The sequence below is a fragment of the Paraburkholderia sprentiae WSM5005 genome (assembly GCF_001865575.2).
Lineage (GTDB): Bacteria > Pseudomonadota > Gammaproteobacteria > Burkholderiales > Burkholderiaceae > Paraburkholderia > Paraburkholderia sprentiae.
This window is the reverse complement of sequence record NZ_CP017561.2, coordinates 3,520,851-3,545,494: the sequence shown is the minus strand read 5'-3', so window position 1 is coordinate 3,545,494 and position 24,644 is coordinate 3,520,851. Positions and strand designations below refer to the sequence as shown.

The 24,644-nt window shown below is 64.3% G+C and carries 16 protein-coding genes, 1 tRNA gene and 2 riboswitches; of the genes, 3 read left to right on the top strand and 14 right to left on the bottom strand.

Features of this window, described 5'->3' with window-relative positions; genetic code table 11:
* The first annotated feature begins 30 nt into the window (after positions 1–30).
* Positions 31–1,179: a branched-chain amino acid ABC transporter substrate-binding protein gene (locus BJG93_RS16255; protein ID WP_027199253.1), complete on the top strand. Its 1,149-nt coding sequence runs from the start codon at positions 31–33 to the stop codon at positions 1,177–1,179.
* A gap of 97 nt (positions 1,180–1,276) precedes the next feature.
* On the opposite strand, the gene BJG93_RS16250 is transcribed toward BJG93_RS16255, so the two are convergent.
* The 8 genes from BJG93_RS16250 to BJG93_RS16215 all read right to left on the bottom strand — a co-directional run bounded on the left by BJG93_RS16250 (position 1,277) and on the right by BJG93_RS16215 (position 12,599).
* Complete coding sequence (locus BJG93_RS16250) at positions 1,277–3,016, bottom strand: thiamine pyrophosphate-binding protein (RefSeq protein WP_027199252.1); 1,740 nt, start codon at positions 3,014–3,016, stop codon at positions 1,277–1,279.
* Between the two features lie 138 nt (positions 3,017–3,154).
* The gene (locus BJG93_RS16245) at positions 3,155–4,543 is read right to left on the bottom strand and encodes an L-serine ammonia-lyase (RefSeq protein ID WP_027199251.1); all 1,389 of its coding nucleotides are present in this window, start codon (positions 4,541–4,543) and stop codon (positions 3,155–3,157) included.
* Positions 4,544–4,571: 28 nt separating this feature from the next.
* Complete coding sequence (locus BJG93_RS16240; protein ID WP_027199250.1) at positions 4,572–5,702, bottom strand: alginate lyase family protein; 1,131 nt, start codon at positions 5,700–5,702, stop codon at positions 4,572–4,574.
* A gap of 148 nt (positions 5,703–5,850) precedes the next feature.
* Positions 5,851–8,787 (bottom strand): aminomethyl-transferring glycine dehydrogenase, encoded by a 2,937-nt coding sequence (gcvP, locus tag BJG93_RS16235; RefSeq protein WP_027199249.1) that lies wholly within the window; start codon positions 8,785–8,787, stop codon positions 5,851–5,853.
* A 70-nt stretch (positions 8,788–8,857) separates the two neighbouring features.
* A complete protein-coding gene (gene gcvH / locus BJG93_RS16230; protein WP_027199248.1) occupies positions 8,858–9,238 on the bottom strand; it encodes a glycine cleavage system protein GcvH in 381 nt (126 codons plus the stop codon).
* A gap of 61 nt (positions 9,239–9,299) precedes the next feature.
* Positions 9,300–10,418, bottom strand: coding sequence for a glycine cleavage system aminomethyltransferase GcvT (gene gcvT / locus BJG93_RS16225; RefSeq protein WP_027199247.1), 1,119 nt, complete (start codon positions 10,416–10,418; stop codon positions 9,300–9,302).
* Positions 10,419–10,497: 79 nt separating this feature from the next.
* Positions 10,498–10,657, bottom strand: a riboswitch (glycine riboswitch).
* Positions 10,658–10,678: 21 nt separating this feature from the next.
* A riboswitch (glycine riboswitch) is annotated at positions 10,679–10,781 on the bottom strand.
* A 219-nt stretch (positions 10,782–11,000) separates the two neighbouring features.
* Complete coding sequence (locus BJG93_RS16220) at positions 11,001–11,351, bottom strand: hypothetical protein (RefSeq protein WP_027199246.1); 351 nt, start codon at positions 11,349–11,351, stop codon at positions 11,001–11,003.
* Positions 11,352–11,549: 198 nt separating this feature from the next.
* Positions 11,550–12,599, bottom strand: a complete 1,050-nt coding sequence (locus BJG93_RS16215; protein WP_027199245.1) for an oxidoreductase — start codon at positions 12,597–12,599, stop codon at positions 11,550–11,552.
* A gap of 284 nt (positions 12,600–12,883) precedes the next feature.
* On the opposite strand from BJG93_RS16215, the gene BJG93_RS16210 reads away from it, so the two are divergent.
* Positions 12,884–14,974 carry a UvrD-helicase domain-containing protein gene (locus tag BJG93_RS16210; protein WP_027199244.1) on the top strand — a complete coding sequence of 697 codons (2,091 nt, stop codon included), beginning with the start codon at positions 12,884–12,886 and terminating at the stop codon, positions 14,972–14,974.
* 117 nt (positions 14,975–15,091) lie between these two features.
* Here the strand turns inward: BJG93_RS16210 and BJG93_RS16205 are convergent, their stop codons facing one another.
* Positions 15,092–16,003, bottom strand: a complete 912-nt coding sequence (locus tag BJG93_RS16205) for a c-type cytochrome (protein WP_027199243.1) — start codon at positions 16,001–16,003, stop codon at positions 15,092–15,094.
* Positions 16,004–16,311: 308 nt separating this feature from the next.
* On the opposite strand from BJG93_RS16205, the gene BJG93_RS16200 reads away from it, so the two are divergent.
* Positions 16,312–16,387, top strand: a tRNA-Arg gene (locus BJG93_RS16200).
* A gap of 275 nt (positions 16,388–16,662) precedes the next feature.
* On the opposite strand, the gene BJG93_RS16195 is transcribed toward BJG93_RS16200, so the two are convergent.
* The 5 genes from BJG93_RS16195 to BJG93_RS16175 all read right to left on the bottom strand — a co-directional run bounded on the left by BJG93_RS16195 (position 16,663) and on the right by BJG93_RS16175 (position 24,564).
* Positions 16,663–17,487 (bottom strand): SAM-dependent methyltransferase, encoded by an 825-nt coding sequence (locus BJG93_RS16195; protein ID WP_231337410.1) that lies wholly within the window; start codon positions 17,485–17,487, stop codon positions 16,663–16,665.
* A gap of 402 nt (positions 17,488–17,889) precedes the next feature.
* Entirely contained in the window at positions 17,890–19,038 is a 1,149-nt protein-coding gene (locus tag BJG93_RS16190; protein WP_407675301.1) for an MFS transporter, read from the bottom strand.
* A gap of 171 nt (positions 19,039–19,209) precedes the next feature.
* Positions 19,210–22,206, bottom strand: a complete 2,997-nt coding sequence (locus tag BJG93_RS16185) for an efflux RND transporter permease subunit (protein ID WP_231337409.1) — start codon at positions 22,204–22,206, stop codon at positions 19,210–19,212.
* Positions 22,207–22,262: 56 nt separating this feature from the next.
* Positions 22,263–23,330, bottom strand: a complete 1,068-nt coding sequence (locus BJG93_RS16180; RefSeq protein WP_154671866.1) for an efflux RND transporter periplasmic adaptor subunit — start codon at positions 23,328–23,330, stop codon at positions 22,263–22,265.
* The gene (locus tag BJG93_RS16175) at positions 23,308–24,564 is read right to left on the bottom strand and encodes a TolC family protein (RefSeq protein ID WP_034479749.1); all 1,257 of its coding nucleotides are present in this window, start codon (positions 24,562–24,564) and stop codon (positions 23,308–23,310) included. Before BJG93_RS16175 ends, BJG93_RS16180 begins: the two co-directional genes overlap by 23 nt.
* Positions 24,565–24,644 lie beyond the last annotated feature (80 nt).

Here is a 24,644-nt window from a genome sequence, read left to right as displayed (position 1 = left end):
TTCATCCACACCTGGTATCAAGGAGAAGCTATGCAACACAAAATGAAACAGCTGGCAGGCGCAGCTCTGGTTGCCGCAATGTCGCTGGCGGGGACGGCCAACGCTCAATCGACGGAAGACGTGAAGATCGGTTTCGCCGGTCCGATGACGGGCGCACAGGCGCACTATGGCAAGGACTTTCAGAACGGCATCGTGCTCGCGGTCGAAGAGTTCAACGCGACCAAGCCGGTGATCGGCGGCAAGCAGGTTCGCATCGTGCTCGACTCGGCCGACGACCAGGCCGATCCGCGCACCGGCACGACGGTCGCGCAGAAGCTCGTGGATGACGGCATCAAGGGCATGCTCGGCCACTTCAACTCGGGCACGACCATTCCGGCCTCGCGCATCTACGCGAACGCGGGCATTCCGCAGATCGCGATGGCGACCGCGCCGGAATACACGCAGCAGGGCTTCAAGACGACCTTCCGCATGATGACCTCCGACACGCAGCAAGGCTCGGTCGCCGGCGCGTTCGCGGTGAAGAACCTCGGCATGAAGAAGATCGCGATCGTCGACGACCGCACGGCTTACGGCCAGGGTCTTGCCGATCAGTTCGAGAAGGCAGCGAAGGCAGCGGGCGCGAAGATCGTCGACCGTGAATACACCAACGACAAGGCCGTCGATTTCAAGTCGATCCTGACCAAGCTGAAATCGACGAACCCGGATCTGATCTACTACGGCGGCGCGGATTCGCAAGCGGCACCGATGGTCAAGCAGATGAAGCAGCTCGGCGTGAAGGCGCCGCTGATGGGCGGCGAGATGGTCCACACGCCGACCTTCATCAAGCTCGCCGGCGACGCGGCGAACGGCACGGTGGCCTCGCTTGCCGGTCTGCCGCTCGATGAAATGCCGGGTGGCAAGGCGTACGTCGAGAAGTACAAGGCGCGCTTCAACGAAGACGTGCAGACGTACTCGCCGTACGCCTTCGACGGCGCAATGGCGATGTTCACCGCGATGAAGACCGCGAACTCGACCGACCCGGCCAAGTACCTGCCGGTGCTCGCGAAGACGTCGAAGCCGGCGGTGACGTCGGCCGACCTCGCGTACGACCAGCACGGCGATCTGAAGAACGGCGGTATCACGCTGTACAAGGTCGTCGATGGCAAATGGACGACGCTGCAAAGCGTGGGCGGCAAGTAATTTTTTGCTGACTGCCGTTGATGAAGAAAAGCCCCGCTTCGGCGGGGTTTTTCATTGGCTACGCGTTCGACGCGCTGTCAGGCCACGCGGGCCATCTTTACTCCCCGCGCATCTTCCTGCCCTGCTCACGAATCTGCTCCAGCGTCGCTGCGGGCGTGCTCGCTTCCTGCGGCATGCGAATCTCGATCACGGCCGGCAACTGCGATTGGATCGCGCGTTGTAACGCGGGCAGAAACGCCTCGGTTCGTTCAACGGTTTCGCCATGAGCGCCGAACGATCGCGCGAATGCCGCGAAGTCCGGATTCGTGAGGCCGGTGCCATGCACACGATGCGGATAGTGCCGCTCCTGATGCATGCGGATCGTGCCGAAGTGACTGTTGTTGACGACGATGAACAGCACGCGCAGGTCGTACTGCATCGCGGTCGCGAGCTCCTGCGCGGCCATCATGAAGCAGCCGTCGCCGGCGAGCGCGACCACCGCGCGTTGCGGATAGAGCGACTTCGCCGCGAGCGCCGCCGGCACGCCGTAGCCCATCGCGCCGCTGGTCGGCGCGAGCTGCGAGCGGAAGTGTCGATACGAGAAATGTCGATGCAGCCACGTCGCGTAATTGCCGGCGCCGTTCGTGACGATCGCGTCGTCGGGCAAGTGCGCGCGCAGCTGCTGGATCACTTCGCCCAGCTGCACGTCGCCCGGAATCGGGCGCGGCTTGCGCCATTCCAGATACGCGCGATGCGCTTCTTCGGCGGCACCCGCCCAGACGAGCTTGCCGGACGACGACGGCTTCAGCTCCGCCAGCATCGCCGCGAGCTCAGGCATGCCGGAGACGATCGGCAGATCGGCCGCATACACGCGCCCGAGTTCTTCCGCGCCCTGATGCACGTGCACGAGCGTCTGCCGGGTCTTCGGAATGTCGAGCAGCGTATAGCCGTTGGTCGTCGCTTCGCCGAGGCGCGGACCGAGCGTGAGCAGCAGGTCCGCGTCGCGGATGCGCTGAGCGAGCGCGGGATTGATGCCGAGACCGACGTCGCCCGCGTAGTTCGGATGGTCGTTATCCAAGGTGTCCTGGAAGCGGAACGCGAGGCCGATCGGCAACTGCCAGCTTTCGATGAATTGCCGCAGGTCCGCGCATGCCGCCGGTGTCCAGCCGCTGCCGCCGGCGATCACCATCGGCCGTTGCGCGCCTTCGAGCAGTTCGCGCAGCTTCGCGATCTGCGCGGCCGACGGCGACGCCGCCACGCGCTGATAAGCGGGCGCCCCGGGCACGGCATCGCAAGCGTCGCTCAACACGTCTTCTGGCAGCGCCAGCACGACCGGCCCCGGGCGGCCCGACGTCGCCGTGTGAAACGCATGGCTCAGATATTCGGGAATCCGCTTCGGGTCATCGATTTGCGCGACCCACTTCGCCATCTGACCGAACATGCGCCGGTAGTCGATCTCCTGGAACGCCTCGCGATCGAGATGCTCGCGCGCGCATTGGCCGATCAGCAGAATCATCGGCGTGGAGTCCTGAAACGCGGTGTGCACGCCGATCGACGCATGCGTCGCGCCCGGTCCACGCGTGACGAGCGCGACACCCGGGCGGCCGGTCAGCTTGCCGACCGCTTCGGCCATGTTCGCGGCCGCGGCTTCGTGACGACAGACGACCGTCTGAATGCGCGCGGTTTCGTCGTGCAGCGAATCGAGCACGGCGAGAAAGCTTTCGCCGGGGACGCAGAACACGCGTTCGACGCCGTGCGTGAGCAATGCATCGACGACGAGGCGTGCGCCGGTGGTCCGTGCGGTATCCGAAGCGGAAAAGGAAGATGAATTGGAAGCGGGAGCATTCGGCAGCGACATTGCGAAGAAGCCTCCTGGCAGTGCGTGAGTGCGTTGGGATGGAGCCGCATCGATCGAACCGGCGGCAGCGGCCGATGGGCGCTTCGACAGCTTACGCCGGGCACGCAGGCGCTGTCATGCAATGCAGCACCCAACCACTCAACACTCGACGATATTGACCGCGAGTCCGCCGCGCGACGTTTCCTTGTACTTGGTCTTCATGTCCGCGCCCGTTTCGCGCATCGTCTTGATCACCGAATCGAGCGACACGTAGTGGCTGCCGTCGCCGCGCAACGCCATGCGCGCGGCATTGACCGCCTTCACCGATGCCATCGCGTTGCGCTCGATGCACGGAATCTGCACCATGCCGCCGACCGGATCGCAGGTGAGACCGAGGTTATGCTCCATGCCGATTTCCGCGGCGTTCTCGACCTGCTTCGGCGTGCCGCCCATCACGGCGGCGAGCGCGCCCGCGGCCATCGAGCACGCGACGCCGACTTCGCCCTGGCAGCCCACTTCCGCGCCGGAGATCGACGCGTTCAGCTTGTACAGGATGCCGATCGCGGCGGCCGTCATCAGAAAGTCGATCACGCCCTGCTCGTTCGCGCCCGGCATGAAGCGCGTGTAGTAATGCAGCACGGCCGGAATGATGCCGGCCGCGCCATTGGTCGGCGCGGTGACGACGCGTCCGCCCGCGGCGTTCTCTTCGTTGACGGCGATCGCGTACAGATTGATCCAGTCGACCATGGACAACGGATCTTGCAATGCGCGCTCCGGGTTGCCCGTCAATGCGCGATACAGCTGCGGCGCGCGCCGCTTCACCTGGAAGGGCCCCGGCAAGTGACCATCGGCATCGGGATTGTTGATGCCGCACCCCCGCGCGACGCACGATTGCATCACGTCCCAGATTTTCAGCAGACCGGCGCGCGTTTCTTCTTCGGTATGCCAGGCGCGCTCGTTTTCCCACATCAGCTGCGCGATGCTTTTGCCGCTCGACGCGCACAGCGCGAGCAATTCGTTGCCCGTACGAAACGAATGCGGGAGTTGATCGACGGCGCTCAACACCTTCGTGTTGGGCGCGCCGGCCGTCACGACGAAGCCGCCGCCGACCGACAGGTAGGTCGACTCGCGTAGCGTCGCGCCTTGCGCGTCGAACGCGAAAAGTTTCAGGCCATTCGGATGCTCGGGCAGCGCCTGGCGATAAAACGCGATGTGCTCTTTCTGCACGAACGGCACCTCATGTGTGCCGAGCAGCGCGAGCTTGCGCGACACGCGCACGGCGTCGAGCCGTTGCGCGATCGTGCCGGGGTCGACGGTGTCGGGCGCATCGCCCATCAGGCCGAGCATCACGCCGCGATCGGTGCCGTGCCCTTTGCCGGTCGCGCCGAGCGAGCCGTACAGCTCCGCCTTCACCGATGCGGTGGTGTCGAGCAGCCCGTCGCGCTCGAGTCCCTGGACGAACATCAGCGCCGCGCGCATCGGCCCGACCGTATGCGAGCTCGACGGACCGATGCCGATTTTGAAGAGATCGAAGACGCTGACTGCCATGTACCACTCCCTGCTGGAAATAAAAAGTTTAGCGCGCCGGCAGCGGCAAACACACGGCGAGCCACGCGGGCGGCGTCGGTGCGAGCTGCAGCGCGACCGGCGTAAAGCGTCCATCGAGACGCGCCGCCAGGTGAAACAGTTCCGTCGCGTCCTTGGGATCCCACTGACCCGAATAACCGGGCAAGCCGGCCTCGCGACGTTTGGCATCGAACGGAACGTTCGAATGCACGAATTCCTGATGCGTCTGGCCGCCGGTAGCGAACGGCGCGAGCCAGTTCAGCGCCGCGAGCAGCGTCGCGCCGTTCGCGCCCTTCTCCTGCAGCCAGTTGCGGTTGTGGCGGCGCGCGGCGAGCGCGGCCGTCACAAGCGGTTGCAGATCGTACGTCACATAGTGCAGCGCGTCGCGTTCGCCGAAGTCGATCGTCGAGCCGTCCGGCGCAATGTTGTCGCCGATATGCTCGACGAACAGCCGCTGCGCGGCATTGATCATCTTGCGATTGTCGAGCGTGAACGCGGCCATCGCGATCAGCTTGATGCGGTGGCTTTGCCAATTGTTGCGAAACGTGCCCGTGAGCGGACGCGGCTGGGCGTCGATCTGCGCGATGTAGCCGTTCGCAAGCTTCGTCAGAAATGCCATCGCCGCGTTGCGCGTCTTCACCGGTAAGGCGCTCGCGGTCATGTCGTACGCGAGGATCAGCCCTTCGAAACGCGTTTCGTCGATCGGATTGAAGCTCGGCTGATAGGTCGTGACCCACGCATACAACAGACGGTCAACGAGCTTCAGGAAGCGGTCGTCGCTGGTCGCGCGCCACGCGAGCGCGGCGTCGCGCAGCAGGTCGAGATCCTGCTCCGCTGCGACGCTCTGGTCGTAGATGCCCTCGTGCGGCAGCGTGCCCTCCGTGTGCAATTTGGCCAGCGCGTGCGGCTGCTCGTTCAGACGCGCCTGCACGTTGGCGACGAGCGCCTTGACGCCCGGGTCGGCATTGGTGCGCTCGCTCGTTTGCAGCGCTGGCGCCGCGCAGAAATTCATCGCGGCTTGCGCCTCGCGCAGCGGCAGCAACGCGGCCGCGCCGGCCAGCAGCACCGCGTACGCGGATCGCCACACACGGGCGCCGGCCGCCGCTGCCTGGCTTTGCATCAATCGCACCTTTCGCGCCATGCGAAACTCCTCGTTAGGCTGATTCGGTGTGTGATGTTAGCCGGTTGCGGCTTTCAACGACAGAAACGCGCGCGGGCGCCCGCGCACCTTCACCGCGCGGCGCCGCCTGCTCACGCGAGCTGCGTTGGCGGCCGGCGGCGGGCGCTGCTTATTCGTAATCTGCGATCGGCACGCACGAGCAGAACAGGTTGCGATCACCGTACACGTTGTCCGCCCGGCCGACCGGCGGCCAGTACTTGTTCGCGATCAGCGTCTTCAGCGGATAGGCGGCGGTCTCGCGCGCATAGGCGTGCTTCCAGTCGTCGGCGATCACGACCGCCGCCGTGTGCGGCGCGTGCTTCAGCGGATTGTCCTCACGATCGGAGCGGCCTTCCTCGACCGCGCGGATTTCCTCCCGGATCGCGATCATCGCCTCGATGAAGCGGTCGAGCTCTTCCTTCGACTCCGACTCGGTCGGCTCGACCATCAGCGTGCCCGGCACCGGGAAGCTCATCGTCGGTGCGTGGAAGCCGTAGTCGGCGAGGCGCTTGGCGACGTCGTCGACGGTGATGCCACTCGTGTCTTTGATCGGACGCAGATCGAGAATGCACTCGTGCGCGACGAGGCCGCCGGGGCCCGAATACAGCACCGGATAATGCGGCGCGAGCTTGTTGGCGACGTAGTTCGCATTGAGGATCGCGGTCTCGGTCGCGGCGGCCAGATTCTTCGCGCCCATCATCGCGATGTACATCCATGAGATCGGCAGAATCGACGCCGAGCCGTAAGGCGCGGCCGAGACTGCGCCAATGCCTTGCGGCGCGCGCTCGTAGCCGGACGAAGTCTGGTTCGGCAGGAACTGCGCGAGGTGCGCGCCGACCGCGACGGGACCCACGCCCGGTCCGCCGCCGCCGTGCGGAATGCAGAAGGTCTTGTGGAGGTTCAGGTGCGAGACGTCGCCGCCGAACTGGCCCGGCGCGCACAGGCCGACCATCGCGTTCATGTTCGCGCCGTCCACGTACACCTGGCCGCCGTGCGCGTGCACGATCTCGCAGATTTCGCGGACGTTCTGTTCGAACACGCCGTGCGTCGACGGATACGTGATCATGATCGCCGCGAGCTTGTCGGCGTGCTGCGCGGCCTTCTTCTTCAGATCTTCGACATCGACGTTGCCCTGCGCGTCGCATCCCACGACCACGACCTGCATGCCGGCCATCTGCGCCGACGCCGGGTTCGTGCCGTGCGCCGAAGCGGGAATCAGGCAGACGTTGCGATGCGCTTCGCCGCGCGACGCGTGATAGGCGTGAATGATCAACAGACCTGCGTATTCGCCCTGCGAGCCCGCGTTCGGCTGCAACGATACCGCCGCATAGCCGGTCGCGGTGACCAGCATCTGTTCGAGCTGATCGATCATCTTGCGATAGCCGACGGTTTGCTCGGCCGGCGCGAACGGATGCATCTGACCGAACTCGGGCCACGTGACCGGCAGCATTTCCGAGGTCGCGTTCAGCTTCATCGTGCAGGAGCCGAGCGGGATCATCGAGCGGTCGAGCGCGAGGTCCTTGTCGGACAGGCTGCGCAGATAGCGCAGCATTTCCGTTTCCGAATGGTGTCGATTGAATACGTGATGCGTGAGGTACGCGCTCGTGCGTTCGAGCGCGGCCGGCACCGACGCGCTGTTCGATGCGCTCAGTGCCGAATCGAGCGCGTCGACTTGCGGCACCTCGCTGACGCCCGCGGCCTGCGCGAATATCGCGAGCAGATCGGCGAGATCGCCGCGCGTGGTGGTTTCGTCGACTGACACGCCGACTTGCGCGTCGCTGACGCGGCGCAGGTTGATGCGCTTCGCTCGCGCGGCGTCGTGCAGCGCTTGCGTGCGCGCGCCGCTATTGAACGTGAGCGTGTCGAAGAAGGTCTCGTTCGCGAGCGTGTAGCCGAGTTGCTTCGCGCCTTCGGCGAGCAGCGCGGCGACCCGGTTCACGCGCAGCGCGATCGTCTTCAGGCCGCGCGGGCCGTGATAGACCGCGTACATGCTCGCCATGATGGCGAGCAGCGCCTGCGCGGTACACACGTTCGAGGTCGCCTTCTCGCGGCGGATGTGCTGCTCGCGCGTTTGCAGCGCGAGGCGCAACGCGGAGTTGCCCTGCGCGTCGACGGTCACGCCGACCAGGCGCCCCGGCATCTGCCGCTTGAATTCGTCGCGCACCGCGAGGTAGGCGGCATGCGGTCCGCCGAAGCCGATCGGCACGCCGAAACGCTGGGTATTGCCGACGGCCACGTCCGCGCCCCATTCGCCCGGAGGCGTGAGCAGCGTCAGCGCGAGCAGGTCGGCGGCGACGACGACATGGCCGCCCGCCGCGTGGATCGCTTCAGTCAGCGCGCGGTAGTCGCGCACGTCGCCGTTGACGCCCGGATATTGGAGCAGCACGCCGAACGCGTTGGCGTTGGCGGCTGCATCGGCCGGGCCCACTTTGACTTCGATGCCGACCGGGGTCGCGCGCGTCTTCACGACTTCGATGGTTTGCGGCAGCACGTCGTCGGCAACGAAGAACACGTTCGATTTCGGCTTGCCGACGCGTTGCAGCAGCGTCATCGCTTCGGCGGCGGCGGTCGCCTCGTCGAGCAGCGACGCGTTGGAGATCGCGAGTCCGGTCAGGTCGGTGACCATCTGCTGGAAGTTCAGCAGCGCTTCCAGACGGCCTTGGGAAATTTCCGGCTGATACGGCGTGTACGCGGTGTACCACGCCGGATTTTCCAGCACGTTGCGCAGGATCACCGTCGGCGTATGGGCGTTGTAATAGCCCTGGCCGATGTAGGAGCGGAACACCTGGTTCTGGTCCGCGAGCTCGCGCAGCGCGGCGAGCGCCTCGGCTTCGCTCTTCGGTTGCGCGAAGGGGCCGAGCGGCAGCGTTTCGGTGCGGCGGATCGTCTTCGGGATGACGGCGTCGATCAATGCCGCGCGCGACGCGAAGCCGAGTGCTTCGAGCATCGCTTGCTGGTCGGCCGCATCCGGGCCGATATGCCGTTCGGCGAAGGCGTCATGCACTTCGAGCGCGGCGAGCGAGAGAGGAGTGCGGTTCATCAGACGATCCGGGTGTTCGAGCTTCATGGGTGGTCCTGGCGGCGCGGCGCGCGCCGTTTTGCGAGCGCCGCGCCTGGCGGTTAAAACGGAAGGTGAATCAGGAGCCGATCGACTTCGCGTACGCGTCGGCGTCGATCAGACGCTCGAGCGACGCGTCGGCGGTCGGCTTGATCTTGAACAGCCAACTGTCGTACGGCGCGCTGTTGACCGTGTCCGGCGAGTCGGCGACGGCTGTGTTCGCTTCGATGACTTCGCCCGAAACCGGCGCGTAGATGTCGGAAGCGGCCTTCACCGATTCGATCACGGCGACGGTATCGCCCGCGGTCACGGACTTGCCCAGTTCCTGGACTTCGAAGAAGACGATGTCGCCGAGCGCTTCCTGCGCGTGGTCGGTGATGCCGACCGTCAGCGTGCCGTCCGCTTCGGTGCGGACCCATTCGTGCGATTCGGTGTATTTCAGATCGGCCGGGATGCTCATCGGGATGCTCCTGAACGGTATGTTCCGTAGTGATTGAATTTAGGGGGCGTGCGCCGGCCGCTTAGACCGCCAGCACCTTGCCGTTGCGCACGAATGGCAGTTTTACCACGCGTGCGGGGCAGGCTTTGTCGCGAATCCGGACGTGCACGGTGTCGCCCGGCTGCACGCCTTTCGGCACGCGCGCGAAGGCGATCGATTCCTGCATGGTCGGCGAGAACGTGCCGCTGGTGATTTCGCCGTCGCCGTGCGGCGTGACGACCTTCTGATGCGCGCGCAGCACGCCCGCGGCCTTGCCGTTTTCCTTCAGCAGGACCAGGCCGACGAACGCGGCGCGCGAGCCGTCGGCTTCGAGCCGGCTCTTGCCGACGAACTCGCGCGGCGAGCTCAGGTCGACGGTCCATGCGAGGCCGGCGTCGAGCGGCGAGATATCGTCGTCCATGTCCTGGCCGTACAGGTTCATGCCGGCTTCGAGGCGCAGCGTGTCGCGGGCACCGAGACCGGCCGGGCGCACGCCATGGGCGGCGAGTGCGTTCCACAGCGTTTCGACGTGGTTAGCCGGCACGATGATCTCGAAGCCGTCTTCGCCGGTATAGCCGGTGCGCGCGACGGTCAGCTCGCCGAACGGCGTGCTGTCGACGCGTGCGGCGTTGAACGGTTTCAGCGCTTCCGTCGCGGCGCGCGCTGCCGGCACGGTTTGCCAGACTTTTTCGCGCGCGTTCGGGCCTTGCACGGCGACGATCGCCAGATCGCGGCGCGGCGTGATGGTGAGGCCGAAGCCGCCCCCCGCATTGAGCCGGTCGAACCAGGCGATGTCTTTGTCGGCGGTGCCGGCATTGACGACCACGCGAAAGTGGTCTTCGCCTAAGTAATAGACGATCAGGTCGTCGATCACACCGCCGTTCGGATGCAGCATGCAGGAGTAGAGCGCGCGGCCCGGCGTTTGCAGCTTCGCGACGTTGTTGGCGAGCGCGTATTCGAAGAACGCGCGCACTCGATCGCCGGCGAAGTCGACCACGCACATGTGCGACACGTCGAACATGCCGGCGTCGGTGCGCACCGCGCGATGTTCGTCGATCTGCGAGCCGTAGTTGACGGGCATGTCCCAGCCGCCGAAGTCGACCATGCGGGCATTGAGCGCACGGTGAGCGGCGTGGAGCGGGGTGTGTTTGAGTTCGGTCATGGGGCCTCGGGCGTCTCGCGAAACAAAAAGGCCATGCGGGGCAACGCGTCGCGGCGCGATGCCTGCGAGCGTGGTCCTGCATGACCCCTCTGTCCTCGATACCTGAGAGATTGCGCTGCCGTGACGTGCTCAATGAGCTCGATCCGTCACGGTGAAACGCGCGCCCCTTCGGTGGGCAGCCTGCCTGCTGTGCACGAAATGCACGCGGATGGCTACTGCCGCTCTCCAGAGTGCGAAAAAACCGCCGCAAGGCGGGTTCTTTCGACGCGGTCGGTCCTTTTGCCTGAGAGTTTGCGGGTGTGCCCCTTCGGCGGCGCGGCCTGCGATTTTTCGCCGGCCGGCGCGCTCTCCCGACGCGTGCGGCGAATTTACGCGACGGGCCGGGGCTTGTCAAATGAAGGGCCCGCGAGCGGTGTGGAGGCGGCTGCGGCGGTTCGGGGCGTCAAAAGGAAGAGCGCGGACCGCCGGTTCCGCGCTTGTCTGTTGCATCTCCCAACGCTATGCGTCAACGCATGATGAGCGGTAGTGGATGCTCACTTGCTAGCTCGTTTGCCGACTCGGTTTTGCGACTTACCCGGCGGCTCACTCGCCGATCGCATGAGCCGCGTTGTCCAGCTCCTGGTTCAGCACGCGCTGTTCTTCCGCGGACAGACCGCCCCCGTGCTGGGCGGCCATGTCATGCGCTTCCTGACGGATCGTCTCGAGACGGTGATGCAGCGCGGCGCCTTGCGGCGGCGGGTAATAGCCCTGATCCACGCGGTTATCGATACGGTGCGCCAGATTATCGATGCGGCCGTCGACCTGATGCAGGCGTTTATCCGCGATCTGCTGGACAGTGGGCCCCGGATGCGGCGCTGGCGGGGGCGTCACCACGCAGGCGGCGACGGAGCCGAGCAGCGCGCATGCGGCGAGGGCACGGATGATTCGAGACATGGATTCTCCGGGAGTCGTTGTCGTATTGGTTGCTACCGGCTAGGAACGGATGAGCAGGAACGCCCGCTGACTCGGCAGCAGGCGAATTTGTAACGTTATGTTCCTTTCTGGAACGTCAGGAAGGCCCGCACCGGCGGCATTCGCGGCGCGAAAGGCCGCCTCGTTTTGTGACTCACGGAGCGGATGGCGGGGCGAGGCTCAGCGAATGCGCTCGAACGGCAGCCGCACGCCCTGCTCGGAGCTGCGCGCGGCCAGTTCGATGATGGTCATGACATCGACTGCGTCGCGCGCGCGGATCGGAAACGCGATGCCGTTCTGGATCGCGTCGGCCAACGCAACATAGAAGCCGGCGTACTCGCCGTTGCGGGTCGGCAATTCGCGCTCGACTTCCTGGTCGCCTTCGAGCACGCGCAGTACGCCGGAGGCATTGCCGGCGCCGAAGCCTTCGTCGCCGGGGCGCAGACCGGCTTTCAGCTGATCTTCCTGGGTGTCGAGCCCGTACTTCACGTAGCTGCCGCGCGTGCCGTGGATTGCAAAGCGCGGTCCGGGCAAGGCGGTCAGTGCGCTTGCGTGCAGCATGACCTCGAACTCGTCGTAGCCGAGCTGAATGTGCACGTAGTCGGGGGCGCTCGCTTCGTCGCGATGTGAGCGCACCGTCGCCGCCACCGTGTTCGGTGCGCCGAACAGGGCGAGCGCCTGGTCGATCAGATGCGGTCCGAGATCGAACAGCAGGCCGCCACCGCGCGTCACATCCTCGCGCCAGCGCTGACGCACCCCGGGCCGGAAGCGGTCGAAATGCGACTCGTAGTGTGTGACGCGACCCAGTTCCGCGCGTGCGAGCAGATCGCGCACAGTCAGAAAGTCGCCGTCCCAGCGGCGATTGTGAAAGGGCGCGAATAGCTTGCCGCGCGCGAGCGCGATATTGGAAAGCGTATGGGCGTCGGCGGCGCTCAGCGTGACCGGCTTGTCGACGACTACGTGCTTGCCCGCTTCGAGCGTGCGGCGCGCGAGGTCGAAGTGCGTGTCGTTCGGGGTCGCGATCACGATGCAGTCGATGTCGTCGAGCGCGAGCAGCGCGTCGAGATCAGCGACGATTTTCGCGTGCGGATAGTCGGCGCGCGCGCGCTCGGATTGTCCGGTCGCAATTGCGGCGACGCTCGCGCGTCCGCAATGTTCGATCACCGGTGCGTGAAACGTCGCGCCGGCGAAGCCATAGCCGATCAATCCAATCTTCAGCGATGCAGACATGCGAGTCTTCCTGGGGCGAGCGGCGCGCCGTCTTGCCACCGCGGCGGCGGCGCGCAACCTCATTATTGTGGCATTGGTGGGCCGGGCTCGGGGCTCGGCATTCGGGCGGCCTTGCGCGCAGTCTGTCGGGGCGTCCGGTCCATCGAGGCATCCATTGAGGATGTCCATGTTAACATCGCACCTCTCGCGCGCATTGCGCCGCGCAGCATGTCCCGGGCCTTCGGCCGGCGCCTCCCGCCAGTCCGACCTCAGCGGCCTTCAACCGTAATACCCATCCACAAACGATGTCCGCAGGCCTGAATCCCGCTCAAAGTGAAGCGGTCCGTTATCTCGACGGGCCCTGTCTCGTGCTCGCCGGCGCCGGCAGCGGCAAGACGCGCGTGATCACGCAGAAAATCGCGCATCTGATCGAAGCGAAGGGCTTCGAGCCGCGCCACATCGCCGCCGTCACGTTCACGAACAAAGCCGCGGCCGAGATGCGCGAGCGCGTCGGCAAGCTGCTCGAAGGCAAGACGCTGACTGCGCCCGGCAAGGAAGGCCGCAAGGTGCCCGTGAACCAGCTGACGGTGTGTACCTTCCACTCGCTGGGCGTGCAGATTCTCCGGCAAGAAGCGGAGCACGTCGGTCTGAAGCCGCAGTTCTCGATCATGGATTCCGACGACTGCTTCGGCATGATCCAGGAGCAGGTCGGTTCGACGGACAAGGGCTTCATCCGCAAGATCCAGTCGATCATCTCGCTATGGAAGAACGGCCTGATCATGCCCGAGCAGGCGATCGCGACCGCGTCGACCGAGGACGAGCATCAGGCGGCGATCGTCTATCGCAACTACGTGGCGACGCTGCATGCCTATCAGGCGGTCGATTTCGACGATCTGATTCGCCTGCCCGCCGAGCTGTTCGCGAACAACGAGCAAGTGCGTGACCGCTGGCAAAACAAGCTGCGCTATCTGCTGATCGACGAGTATCAGGACACCAACGCGTGCCAGTACGAACTGGTGAAGCTGCTGGCCGGCAAGCGTGCGGCGTTCACGGCGGTCGGCGACGACGACCAGGCGATCTACGGCTGGCGTGGCGCCACCCTCGAAAACCTCGGCCAGCTCGGCAAGGATTTTCCGAACCTGCACCTGATCAAGCTCGAACAGAATTACCGCTCGACGGTACGCATCCTGACCGCCGCGAACAACGTGATCGCCAACAACCCGAAGCTGTTCGAGAAGAAGCTGTGGTCCGAGCATGGCACGGGCGACACGATCACGGTGACCGGCTGCAACGACGAGGAGCACGAGGCGGAGTCCGTCGTGTTTCGGCTGTCCGCGCACAAGTTCGAGCGGCGCACGCATTTTCGCGACTACGCGATCCTCTATCGCGGCAATTTCCAGGCGCGCATCTTCGAGCAGGTGCTGCGCCGCGAACGGATTCCGTACGTGCTGTCGGGCGGCCAGTCGTTCTTCGACAAGGCTGAGATCAAGGACATTTGCGCGTACTTGCGCCTGATCGCGAACGCGAACGACGACCCCGCGTTCATCCGCGCGATCACGACGCCGCGCCGCGGCGTCGGCAATACGACACTGGAGGCGCTCGGCGCGTTTGCGGGCCAGGCGAAGGTGTCGCTGTTCGAGGCGGTCTACATGGGCGGCATCGAGGCGCGCCTGTCGCCGCGCCAGATCGAGCCGATGCGCACGTTCTGCGACTTCATGCAGCGCCTGACCGACCGCGCGGAGAACGACGCGGCGGGCACGCTGCTCGACGAGTTGATGGCGGCGATCCACTACGAAGCGTATCTGTACGACGCGTTCGACGAACGCCAGGCGCAGGCGAAGTGGCAGAACGTGCTCGAGTTCATCGAGTGGTTGAAGCGTAAGGGCACGAAGAAGGAGCCGGAGCACGGCAACGGCAGCGAGGCGACCGGCTACGATACCGCCGACGGTTTCGGCGATACGGGCAAGAATCTGCTTGGCCTGATCCAGACGGTCGCGCTGATGTCGATGCTCGAAGGCCGCGAGGAAGATCCCGATGCGGTGCGGTTGTCGACCGTGCATGCGTCGAAGGGGCTCGAGTATCCGCACGTGTTCCTGGTCGGCGTCGAGGAAGGCATCATGCCGCATCGCGGCGGCGCGGACGACGAGCCGATCGACGACGCGCGCATCGAGGAGGAGCGTCGCCTCATGTATGTCGCGATCACGCGCGCGCAGCGCAGCCTGCATCTGAACTGGTGCAAGAAGCGCAAGCGGGCGCGCGAGACGATCGTCTGCGAGCCGTCGCGCTTCATCAACGAAATGCTGCTCGACGATGCGCCGCCGCCGACGCCGGAAGAGGCGCCGATGTCGCCGAAGGACCGGCTCGCGAGTCTGAAGGCGTTGTTACAGAAGGCATGACCGCCTGAGGCTTTGAGTGCCAGGCAGGTGCGCTTGCCAGCCAATGCACGTAAAAAATCCCTGCATCGCGGTAGCGCATGCAGGGATTTTTTCGTTCAGCGGCCGATGCCGCCCGCTTTATTTCGCCGCGCTGACCATATAGTCGACCGCGGCCTTGACGTCCGCATCCGACGCGTTCGAACCGCCCTTCGGCGGCATCGCGCCCTTGCCGTGCAGCGCGTAGTTGTAGATCGTGTCCATCGGGTCCTTCAGGCGCGGCGCCCATGCTTGCTTATCGCCGAACTTCGGCGCGTTGAGCACGCCGGCCGCGTGACAGGCCTGACATACCGACTGATACAGCGCCTTGCCGGCCTGCGAGGCGTCGGCGCTTTGCGCCCCGCCTGCTGCCGGCGCGGGCGTTTGCGGCACGCTCGCCATCGCCGCCATGGCTGCGGCGGCCTGCTGTGCCGCGCCCGCGTCCGATGCGCCTGGCGCTCCTGCTGCACCGGATGCCGCGGCCGCACCTGATGCGGCGGCTGCGCCCGCCGCCGGTTGCGCCGGCTCGGGGAAGCTCGCGCCCGAATTGTTCGCCATATAGACGACCGCGCGGGCGATCTCGAAGTCGCTGTAGTCGTCGGGACTCGTGCCGCCGCGCGGCGGCATGGCGCCCTTGCCGGACAGCGCGGTGTGCCACAGGGTGTCGAAGCCTTGCGCGATGCGCGGCGCCCAGTCGGCGGTGTTGGTGAATTTCGGCGCACCAGCGGCACCTGACGCGTGACACGCTGAACAGACCGCTTTGTAGACTTCCTCGCCGCTCTTGTAGACGCGCGGCGCGTTGGCGTCGCGGATCTCGACCTGGGCGATTGGATGGATGCGGGAGGTGACTTCGGCTTCGGAGAGGGAGTCGGTGCCGGCGCCGGTGCGCGTCGAATTGTCGACGTAGACGGCGAGTAGAACGATGATGATGATCGGCACAGCGAACCCGGCGATGACGGCGGCGATGAGCTGTGCTGGGGTTTTGATCGGGGCTCCGTGTGGTGCTTCGCTCATGCTTGTCTCGTCTCCGTGGGTATGTGAGCGGTACAGCGCGACGGCAACTTCTTGTTCTTTATCAGCCACGGACGATTATAGACGCAAGGTTTCGGCTGCGGCGAGGGGGCCTGGAGGGTGTTCAGCAGGCGTTTACCCGGAGCGGCAGGGACGGTGGCAGGGCTCGGGGAAGACGCTGGAGCGGGCGTCGGAGGCCGTCCGGTGGACGGTTCGGCCGAAACCGGGTATTCTTGTGGTCTCTCGCGTTGGCGTCGCGCCTGTTCTGGTTGCCGTGCTTTCGCGTAAGTTCCCCCGCAGTTTGTGGTGATGCGCCCGTAGCTCAATGGATAGAGTACTGCCCTCCGAAGGCAGGGGTTGCTGGTTCGATCCCAGCCGGGCGCGCCAAGTCTGACAACGATTCCCCCGTTTCCTCCCCCTCCGAACTACAGCTAAATTGCAGTTAACTTCGGCGTTGCTGGCGCCATGCGGCAGAGCGCGCCGTCGACGGCCGCGACCGTCCCTTTGCGCATACCGTTCAGAAATTGGCGTGAGGATTCGTTTGCGCTCATGTCGGCAATGGTGCCGACAGCTCGCGCGAGATGCGAGCGACGCTGTTGTGAGTGCGTCGGGTACACAAAAGGCCCCTAAATATAGGGGCCTCTGGTGTTTTGCGTGATCGCTTACGGCTTCGTCACGATCAGGCCGATAGACGTCGCAACGTAGCCTTCGAGCTTGATTTTCAGGTGCGGCGACGACGAATAGGGCGGGGCGTCTATGTGGTGGTCGACCGGCTTGCTACCGGGATTGAAATTGAACGGTGCGACGGCGTAGCCTTCGGCTTCCAGCTCGTCGCGTAGCAACTCCATATCGCGCCGGCGGAAAATCACGCAGCCGGGATCTTCGAGCGTTTCGTCGTTCGACGAGAGGTTGAATTCGGTTGTGTGAACGGCGACGCCGCCGGGTTTGAGGCAGCGCGCCGAGTTCTTCACAAAGTCGAGGCCGTGCCGAATAGAACCAAGGTGCTCGAACGCGCAGCAGGACCAGACAAAATCGAACGAGCCGGCGAATTTGTCGGGGACCGCATTCATGTCGGCAAACTCGAACGAAACGCGCTCGGCGAATTGTCGAGGGGCGCAAATGCCGTAACTGTTGAGGCCTTCGAGGGTCGAGGCGTGCTCGTTGGTCGCGACCCATCCTTTCTCGGCGGCCTCAGCCGTTTGCAGGTCGGTCGCGGTGATCGTGCATCCGTGCTTTGCCATGACAGCCGATAGAGGCTCGCCGCCGCAGCCAAAGCCGAGGCCGCGCTTGCCGGCGGCCAGCATGCCGGATTGCGCAAGAGCTTCGAGCGTATAGACGAATTCCCATTGCTTGCGGGCGAGGCGCGCGGGCGATTTCATTTCGCGACACCATCGGCGATAACGGTCCTCAACACATTGCGACGCGGTGCAGAGCTGCGAGGAAATATCGCGCAACGATGGTTCGGGCGACCCCTTGCCGTCGATCACGAGCGGCGCGCTCGTGTACCGTGCAGACCATTCGCGCGCGGTTCTCGCGCGCCAGTACCGATCGTAAAGCGCGAGCTGGATAGGGCCGATGAGCGGCGCTTTCTTTGAGGCGTTCACGATGCTGGCCATTGCGTTTCGTAGCGATGCCATCCTGATTTGCGTGTAAGGGGGTGTCAGGATCAGGGAGTATCGCACGAGCTGGACGCTCCAGGCCACGAGGTGCTCGAGCAGCAAGTCGCGGATCATTTCGCGGTCGGCGTCGGAAAACCCGCGCAGCACGCGGGCCGGATATCCGTGACTGCCAGGCCGATCGGATGCGCCTGTTCGTGTCGGCGAAAGACGGGTCGATTTCGCACGAGCTGTAAATCTTTTGCTTCGCCTTCGTCAGCGCGACCAGCTCCGTCATGTCTTGCTGTCGCGAGTCATTGGCCGGATCAGCAGCGCAAACAGCGTGGCGATACAGAAGCCCGCTCCGGCATAAAACGTCGCACTCGCTCCCAGACGGTCCCAGAGTTGACCGGCCAAGACACTGGCGACAAGCATCGCCAGTCCGCTCGTCAGGTTGAAGAAGCCGAACGCAGTGCCTTTCAGTTCGGCCGGTACTGATTGCGCGACCATGGTCGCCAGCAGACCCTGCGTCAATCCCATATGCAGCCCCCACAGGGCTACTCCAAATATCACGATCGGCCATGCGTTGCCATGAGCCAGCACGATGTCGGATGCGACGAGCACCAGAATGCCGGCGGCCAACAGGCTGGTGTGACTCGTCGAGTCAGCCAGTTTTCCGAACGGGTACGCCGACAGCGCGTACACGATGTTCATCGCCACCATGACGAGTGGCACCAGAGCTATCGGCACACCGCCCTGCATGGCGCGCAACACGAGGAAGGCTTCACTGAAGCGTGCGAGCGTGAAGATTGCACCGACAGCCACAACCCACCAGTAGGGCCGGCTGAGTTTCTTCAGGCTTTCGAGCTTAATCGGGTTGACGCGCTTTGCTCCCGGCTGCCGAGCGGGTTCCGAGATACCGAAAGCGAGTAACGCTACGGCAACGAGTCCCGGCACCACCGCGACCCAAAATACCCAACGGAACTTGTCCGCCCACAGGAGCATCAGGGCGACCGCGAGCAACGGCCCAAGAAAGGCGCCGATTGTGTCCAGTGATTGCCGCAGGCCATAGGCCGCGCCGCGCAGATGCGCGGGGGTGATGTCAGCCACGAGTGCGTCGCGCGGTGCGCCCCGAATGCCTTTTCCTGCTCTGTCGATCACACGTGCCGTCAATACGATTCCCGCCGTGGGCGCCAGCGCAAACAGTGGCTTGCTTAGCGCCCCCATGCCATATCCGATGACCGCGAGCCACTTCCGGTTACCGAGGTAGTCGCTCAGCGCACCCGAAAACACCTTGACGATGGGTGAAGCCGCCTCTGCCACGCCTTCGATCAGGCCGACCATCGTGGCGCTTGCACCGAGACTTGTCACGAGGAACATCGGAAGCAGGCTGTGGATGATTTCCGACGAGATGTCCATGAACATGCTCACGAAGCCGAGCATCCAGATGTCACGGGGAATCTGGCTGAGCGTACTGGCGCGCTGGGTTGAATCGGTCCGCACGTGTTTTCGGTTCAGTAGGTTTCTGCGTCAATCCGGGTATTGTCACACCGCCGCGCAACGGTGCGGTCGAACTCGATCCCTGCCTGAGGGGCCCTTGGGCGTCGACATCATTTAAGGCGTATTCCGGCGTTGCCGCTCGCGCCGGTATACATAGAGCGCCGGCAGCAGGTTCGTACTGAGCAAACCGCTCCACACCAGCCCGCCCAGTGTAACGATGGCGAGCCCTCGTTCCGGGGCCGCGCCTTTGCCGAAGCCGAGCGCGGTCGGGAGCAGACCCAGCGATGCGGTCAGAACCGTCAGTAGAATCGGCCTGAACCGCACCTCGACTGCGTCTCGTACCGCATCGAGTACGTACTGTCCCCGCGCTTCGTTGCGCTTCACCAGTTGCAACAGCACGATGCCGTGGTTCAGGCTCACGCCAATCAGTGTGAGAAACGCAATCAGCCCGATGGCGTTCAGACCGACACCGCTCACCACCAGCGCGATTGCGCCGCCGGAAAACGCCAGCGGCATCTGCAACAGAAGCAGTCCCGGCACCAGCAGACCATCGAATTGCAGCGTCAGGATACCCAGCATCAGCGCGAGTGCGACTGCCGCCGCGATGGCTACATTGATTGCCGCATGCTCCAGTTGCGGATACAAGCCACCGAACTTCACTTCATATCCCGCCGGCATGCGAAGCGTTTCGAGCGCTTTCTTCGAGGCGGAGATGACTTGCCCGAGCGGCGCGGTCGGTGTGGCCAGTATCTCAATCGCACGAAGGCCGTTCAGATGCCGGATAACGTTCGGCCCCGTCGTCATATGGACGTCGGCCACGTCCCGCAAGGCGGCCCAGCCATTGGCCATGATGGGGATCTGTTTCAGCTGCTCAATGGACAGTTGTGTGGGGTCCGCCAGTCGAACGAAGACGTCCAGGCGGCTGTTACCCTCGGGAACCGTTGCAATCGTCTGCCCCGCCAGCAGGATGTGCAGCTGTGCGAAGAGTTGCGCCGGCGTAATGCCGTGAAGAGCGAGACCGGCCGGATTCGGCGTGATTTGCAATTCGGTGATGGGATAGCCATCGTTGTTGAACACGTCGGACAGATTAGGTACTTCCGCGAGTCGGCTCGTCACTTCGGATGAGAGCGATTGCAGCGTCGTAATGGAATCGCCGTACACGTCGATCACGAACGGCTGGGGCAACCCGGAAAGTGTCTCACCCACCCGTTCCAGGGTCGGCGTTCCAATCGCTGTCTGTACGGCGGGGAGCTTCGACGCGGCGAGAACCTGCTGACCGATTTTGTCGAGACTGCCTGCATTCACGTTCGGCTTCAGTGCGATCTGAATCTCCCCCGCGTAAGCGGGCTCGGTGTAGGACGTCCCCGATGCCGAACCCACGCGTGTGAAGACGTGCGCGACCGGGGCTAGTCCCATCAGACGCTGACTGATACGGTCGGCCACATCCTGCGTGTCGTGCAACGAGGTACCGGGAGGCAGCGTGAAGCTTTCGAGCAGCACTTCCTCGTTAGGCAGCGGCAGGAAGTCGACAGGAACCAGCGCGAGTCCTGCCATGGAGAGCACGAAGATGGCGATGCACGTCCACTGGGACAAGCTTGGACGGCGAAGGGTGAATTCGAGCAACCGGAAGTTATGGCGCTTGAGCCAGGCAACCGCTCGTGAACCTGATGTCGCGCGCTTTTCGACATGTGGTCCGATGGCGCCCAGGACTAGCGGAATCAGGCTCAGCGAGATCAGCAGCGAGGCGATCAGGCTCACGGTCATCGCCAGCGAGAACGGCACAAAGAACAGTCCGGCGAGGCCGCCCACGAAGGCGAGCGGCAGAAATACCGACACGGTCGTCAGCGTGCCGGAGATATCGGGACCCGCGATGTCGCGCAAGCCCTGTGCGACCCCTTCCCACCGGCCATCGCCGAGCTCCCAGCGGTGGTAGATGCTCTCGAGCACAATGATGGCATCGTCTGCCAGCAGACCAACCGCGACTGAAAGCGCACCGAACGTCAGCAGGTTCAGTGTCTGCCCCATCAGATACAGGCCGGCAATACCCACCAGAAGCGAGAGCGGGATGCTCAAGGCGAGTGCCCATATGCCGCGACTCGCGCCGAGCATCCAGAACAGGACGGCCACGGCCAGCACCGCGCCGATGGCGAGGTTCCGTGTCAAATCCTGGGCGACCACCCCGACAATGTGGCCCTGGCTATAAATGCGTACGAAATGCGCACCGCGAGGCAGTTGGGGTTCGAGCTCACGTAGTGTCTTGTCCACTGCGTCGACGACCGGCACTGTCGACGCACCGGGTTGCTTGAACACGATCAGCGCGACGGTGGGCCGGTTGTCGAGTTTGACCTCGTGGTGTGACGGCAGGGCCGAGCGGATAACGTCAGCCATCGCTCCGAGCGGCACACCGCCGCTCGGCGTCTGTACGGACACGCCGGCATAGGCAGACGGCGCAGTCGGCAGATTCCTGCCTTCGATAAAGATGTCCTGGTGACCGACGTCGAGATACCCGCTCGGCACCATCGCCGTCGTGGTTTCCAGTGACGACGCGAGCGCCGATGCCGAGACGTTGAATCGTTGTAATTTCCCGAGGTCAGGACGCACCCATATTGCGTCTGCGCCTGGGCCGACGACTGCAACGCGTTGCACGCCGGCGACCGCCCGGACACGGGGTGCGAAGTTCGATTCGACGAGGCGCTGTACCTTGGAGGCATCTACGCCGTCCGGGATCCGTATTGCGTAGTCCGCGACTTCGTTGATTGCGTTGCCGGAGATTTCGGTGGTCAACGTCGTCCCTTTGGGAAGCGTGCCATTGACACGGCCCACTACGCCATTGACATCCTGCAACGCGCTTGCCGCCGTAGTTCCTTCTGAGAAACGCGCTTCAATCTTCACCGAGCCCTGGCTCACGACCGTCCGCACGTCGCTCAAGGACTGAAGCGACGTAAGTTCAGCCTCGAGCGGCCGCGCAATCAAGCCCTCGAGGTCGAGCGTGGTCGCGCCGGGGAACTGGGCCACGATGCTCACCTGCGGCATGTTGAACTGCGGCAGGACTTCGGAATGGATGTTCACGAGTGCATAGATGCCATATGCAATCAATGCGCCGTACAGCATGACCCATAGCAAGGGCCGCTTGACGATGTCGTTTAGCATGTTCTTGTCGGAGGACATCAATCAGCCTGCTGATATCGCGTAGAGAAATCCCGGTGGAAGAACAGATACGCGTCCTGCGTCACCACTAGCTCGCCCGCTGAGAGCCCATTCCTGACGGAGGTCCAGCCCCTATCGGCCAGCCCGGGCGCAACGCGGCGACGGTGATTTCCCGTCTTGTCGTGAACCAGTACCCACCATTCGCCGCCGTCGAGTACCAGCGCCGTGGATGGAACGGCTAGCTGCCTGTTGTTCGATGCGGACAGCGATATCGTCCCGACGGAGCCAGACTCCAGGCTGCCGCCCTCGACGGGACTGAGCCAGACCTCCAGCTGACCAGGCGTCGTAACACTCCATGATGTGCGTTTGACGACCAGGTAGGTGGGTACATCGCCGCGTTCGGACAGGAACGCTCCCTTCATACCGACCGTAACCAGAGCCGCGTCGCTTCCGTAAAAATCTGCCACCACGTGAAGGTCGCGTGATGACGAGACGGTCACGAGCGCCTGTCCGGCACTCACGTATTGGCCGTCGGCCGCGCTGACAGTTGTGACCGTACCGGGTTCTGACACGGTGATGGTGGTAAGGCCGGCATAGCCCTGAGCGGCTGACTGTGCGGCTACCAGTTGTTGACGCGCTGCGTCCAGGTCAGCGCGAACGCGGGCGACAGCGTCGCGCGTGCTCAGCTGGTCATCAAATTTCTGTTGTTCAATCGCCGCAACCTGTATTGCGGCGGACACGCGTATCTGGGCAGTTTTCAGGTCGGCCGCAAGACGGTTCTTCTCCGACATCACCGACGGTCCGCTCAGATGCGCAATCGTCTGCCCCGCGCGAAGCGTTTCACCCGGTGTGACTCGCAAGCCCGTGACGATGCCGGTCGTCGGTGCGGACAGCACCGCATTGGACACGGCCTGCACGTGCGCCGGCGCGGATACCTTCACCTGGATGCGCTTCTGCACGGCAGGCATCGTCACAGCGTCCTGGGCGAACACGCTGGGCCCGGCCGTGTACCACGCGCTCACGATAGCGGCAATGACCAGCAGACGAACGGGCTTCATCTCGGACCTATTGGAGAGATTGGTGGTCAATGGCGCTAACGCCAATCAACGTGCACAGCTCGACCTGCTGCGCAAGCGCGGCGTTCAGGAGCTTCGCGGTCGCGATGCGCTGGTTCAGCAGTCGCGATTCGAGGTTCATCAGCGTCGGAAGTGTCACGTCGCCTCGAGCGCGAGCGATTCGCGCCTGTTTCGTCGCCCGGTCCAGCGTCGCTTCCATTGACCTGGCGTTACGGAGCTGCTCGTTGAGCAGGTCCAGCTTTGAAACGATGTTGTCGACTGCGACATACGCGTCTTTGAGCCGTTGCATGTACTCCTCGTACAGGCTCTCACGCGTGGCGTTTTCGACCGCGATGTTTCCCCGATTGCCGTTGAAGAGCGGCAACGTCACGGTGACGGCGATGCCCGACGTGTAGATGGCAGACGTGTCACGCCCTCGCGTGATGCCAATATCCAGACGGGGAAATTGCCCGAGCAGTGCTGCGCGGTAGCGCTCGTCCTGTTCCGCATAGCCGGCGCGCAATGCCAGCAGGTCCGGACGACGCTGGCTCAGATGGGTGAGCGCGTCACGCACGACGTCAGGCGGGACCTCGTAGGGTTCAGGCGGTGTCGCAAGTGCCAGGCGTGTGCGAGGCGGCAGGTCGAGCAATGTAGTGAGTTCCTGCCGCGCTTTGAGATGGTCCTGCTCGAGTGTGTTCAGTTGCTGCAAGCTGTCGCGGTATGCGGCTTCCGATTGCACCGCGGTATCGCGAGTCACGTCGCCCCGTGCAAGCGCCTGCCGCATACGGTTGTCGACAACCTGTTCATGGACCGCCAGTTGTTCGACCTCGGCTTTAACGCGCGAAAGACTCACATCGGTGACGTACAGCGCGTAGGCATGGTTGGCGACCTGCCATTTCGTCCATTGCAACGCGAACTGTTGCTTTTCCAGGGCCGCAGTCGCCCCTCGCTGCTTCGCAGGGTGGTCAATGAGCGCGGACACTTCGTAGCTGAGCCCGGCCATGAACGCCGGGACAAATCCAGCTGCGCCGGGGCGGTCGGTGCTGAAGCTAAGCTGAGGATCCGGGAGCAAGCCATCCGCATATTTCCGCGCGTTGGCGATATCCAGTTCGCGTTCGGCGCGGCGGACATCGGGGCTGTGCTCGAGCGCGCGTTCGACCACCTGGTCGACGGTCAGCGGCGTGTTGGTTGCGGCGATGTCGTCGGGCCATTCCGGCGCCGCCGGAAGGAGCTTGGGGGCGTATGACACGCAGCCAGCCAGCGTCATGAGCAATGCCATAAACGAGACCCGCGCGAGCGCGCATAGCCTGACTTGTCGTTGGTGACTGGTTGCGTGAATTCCGCTTG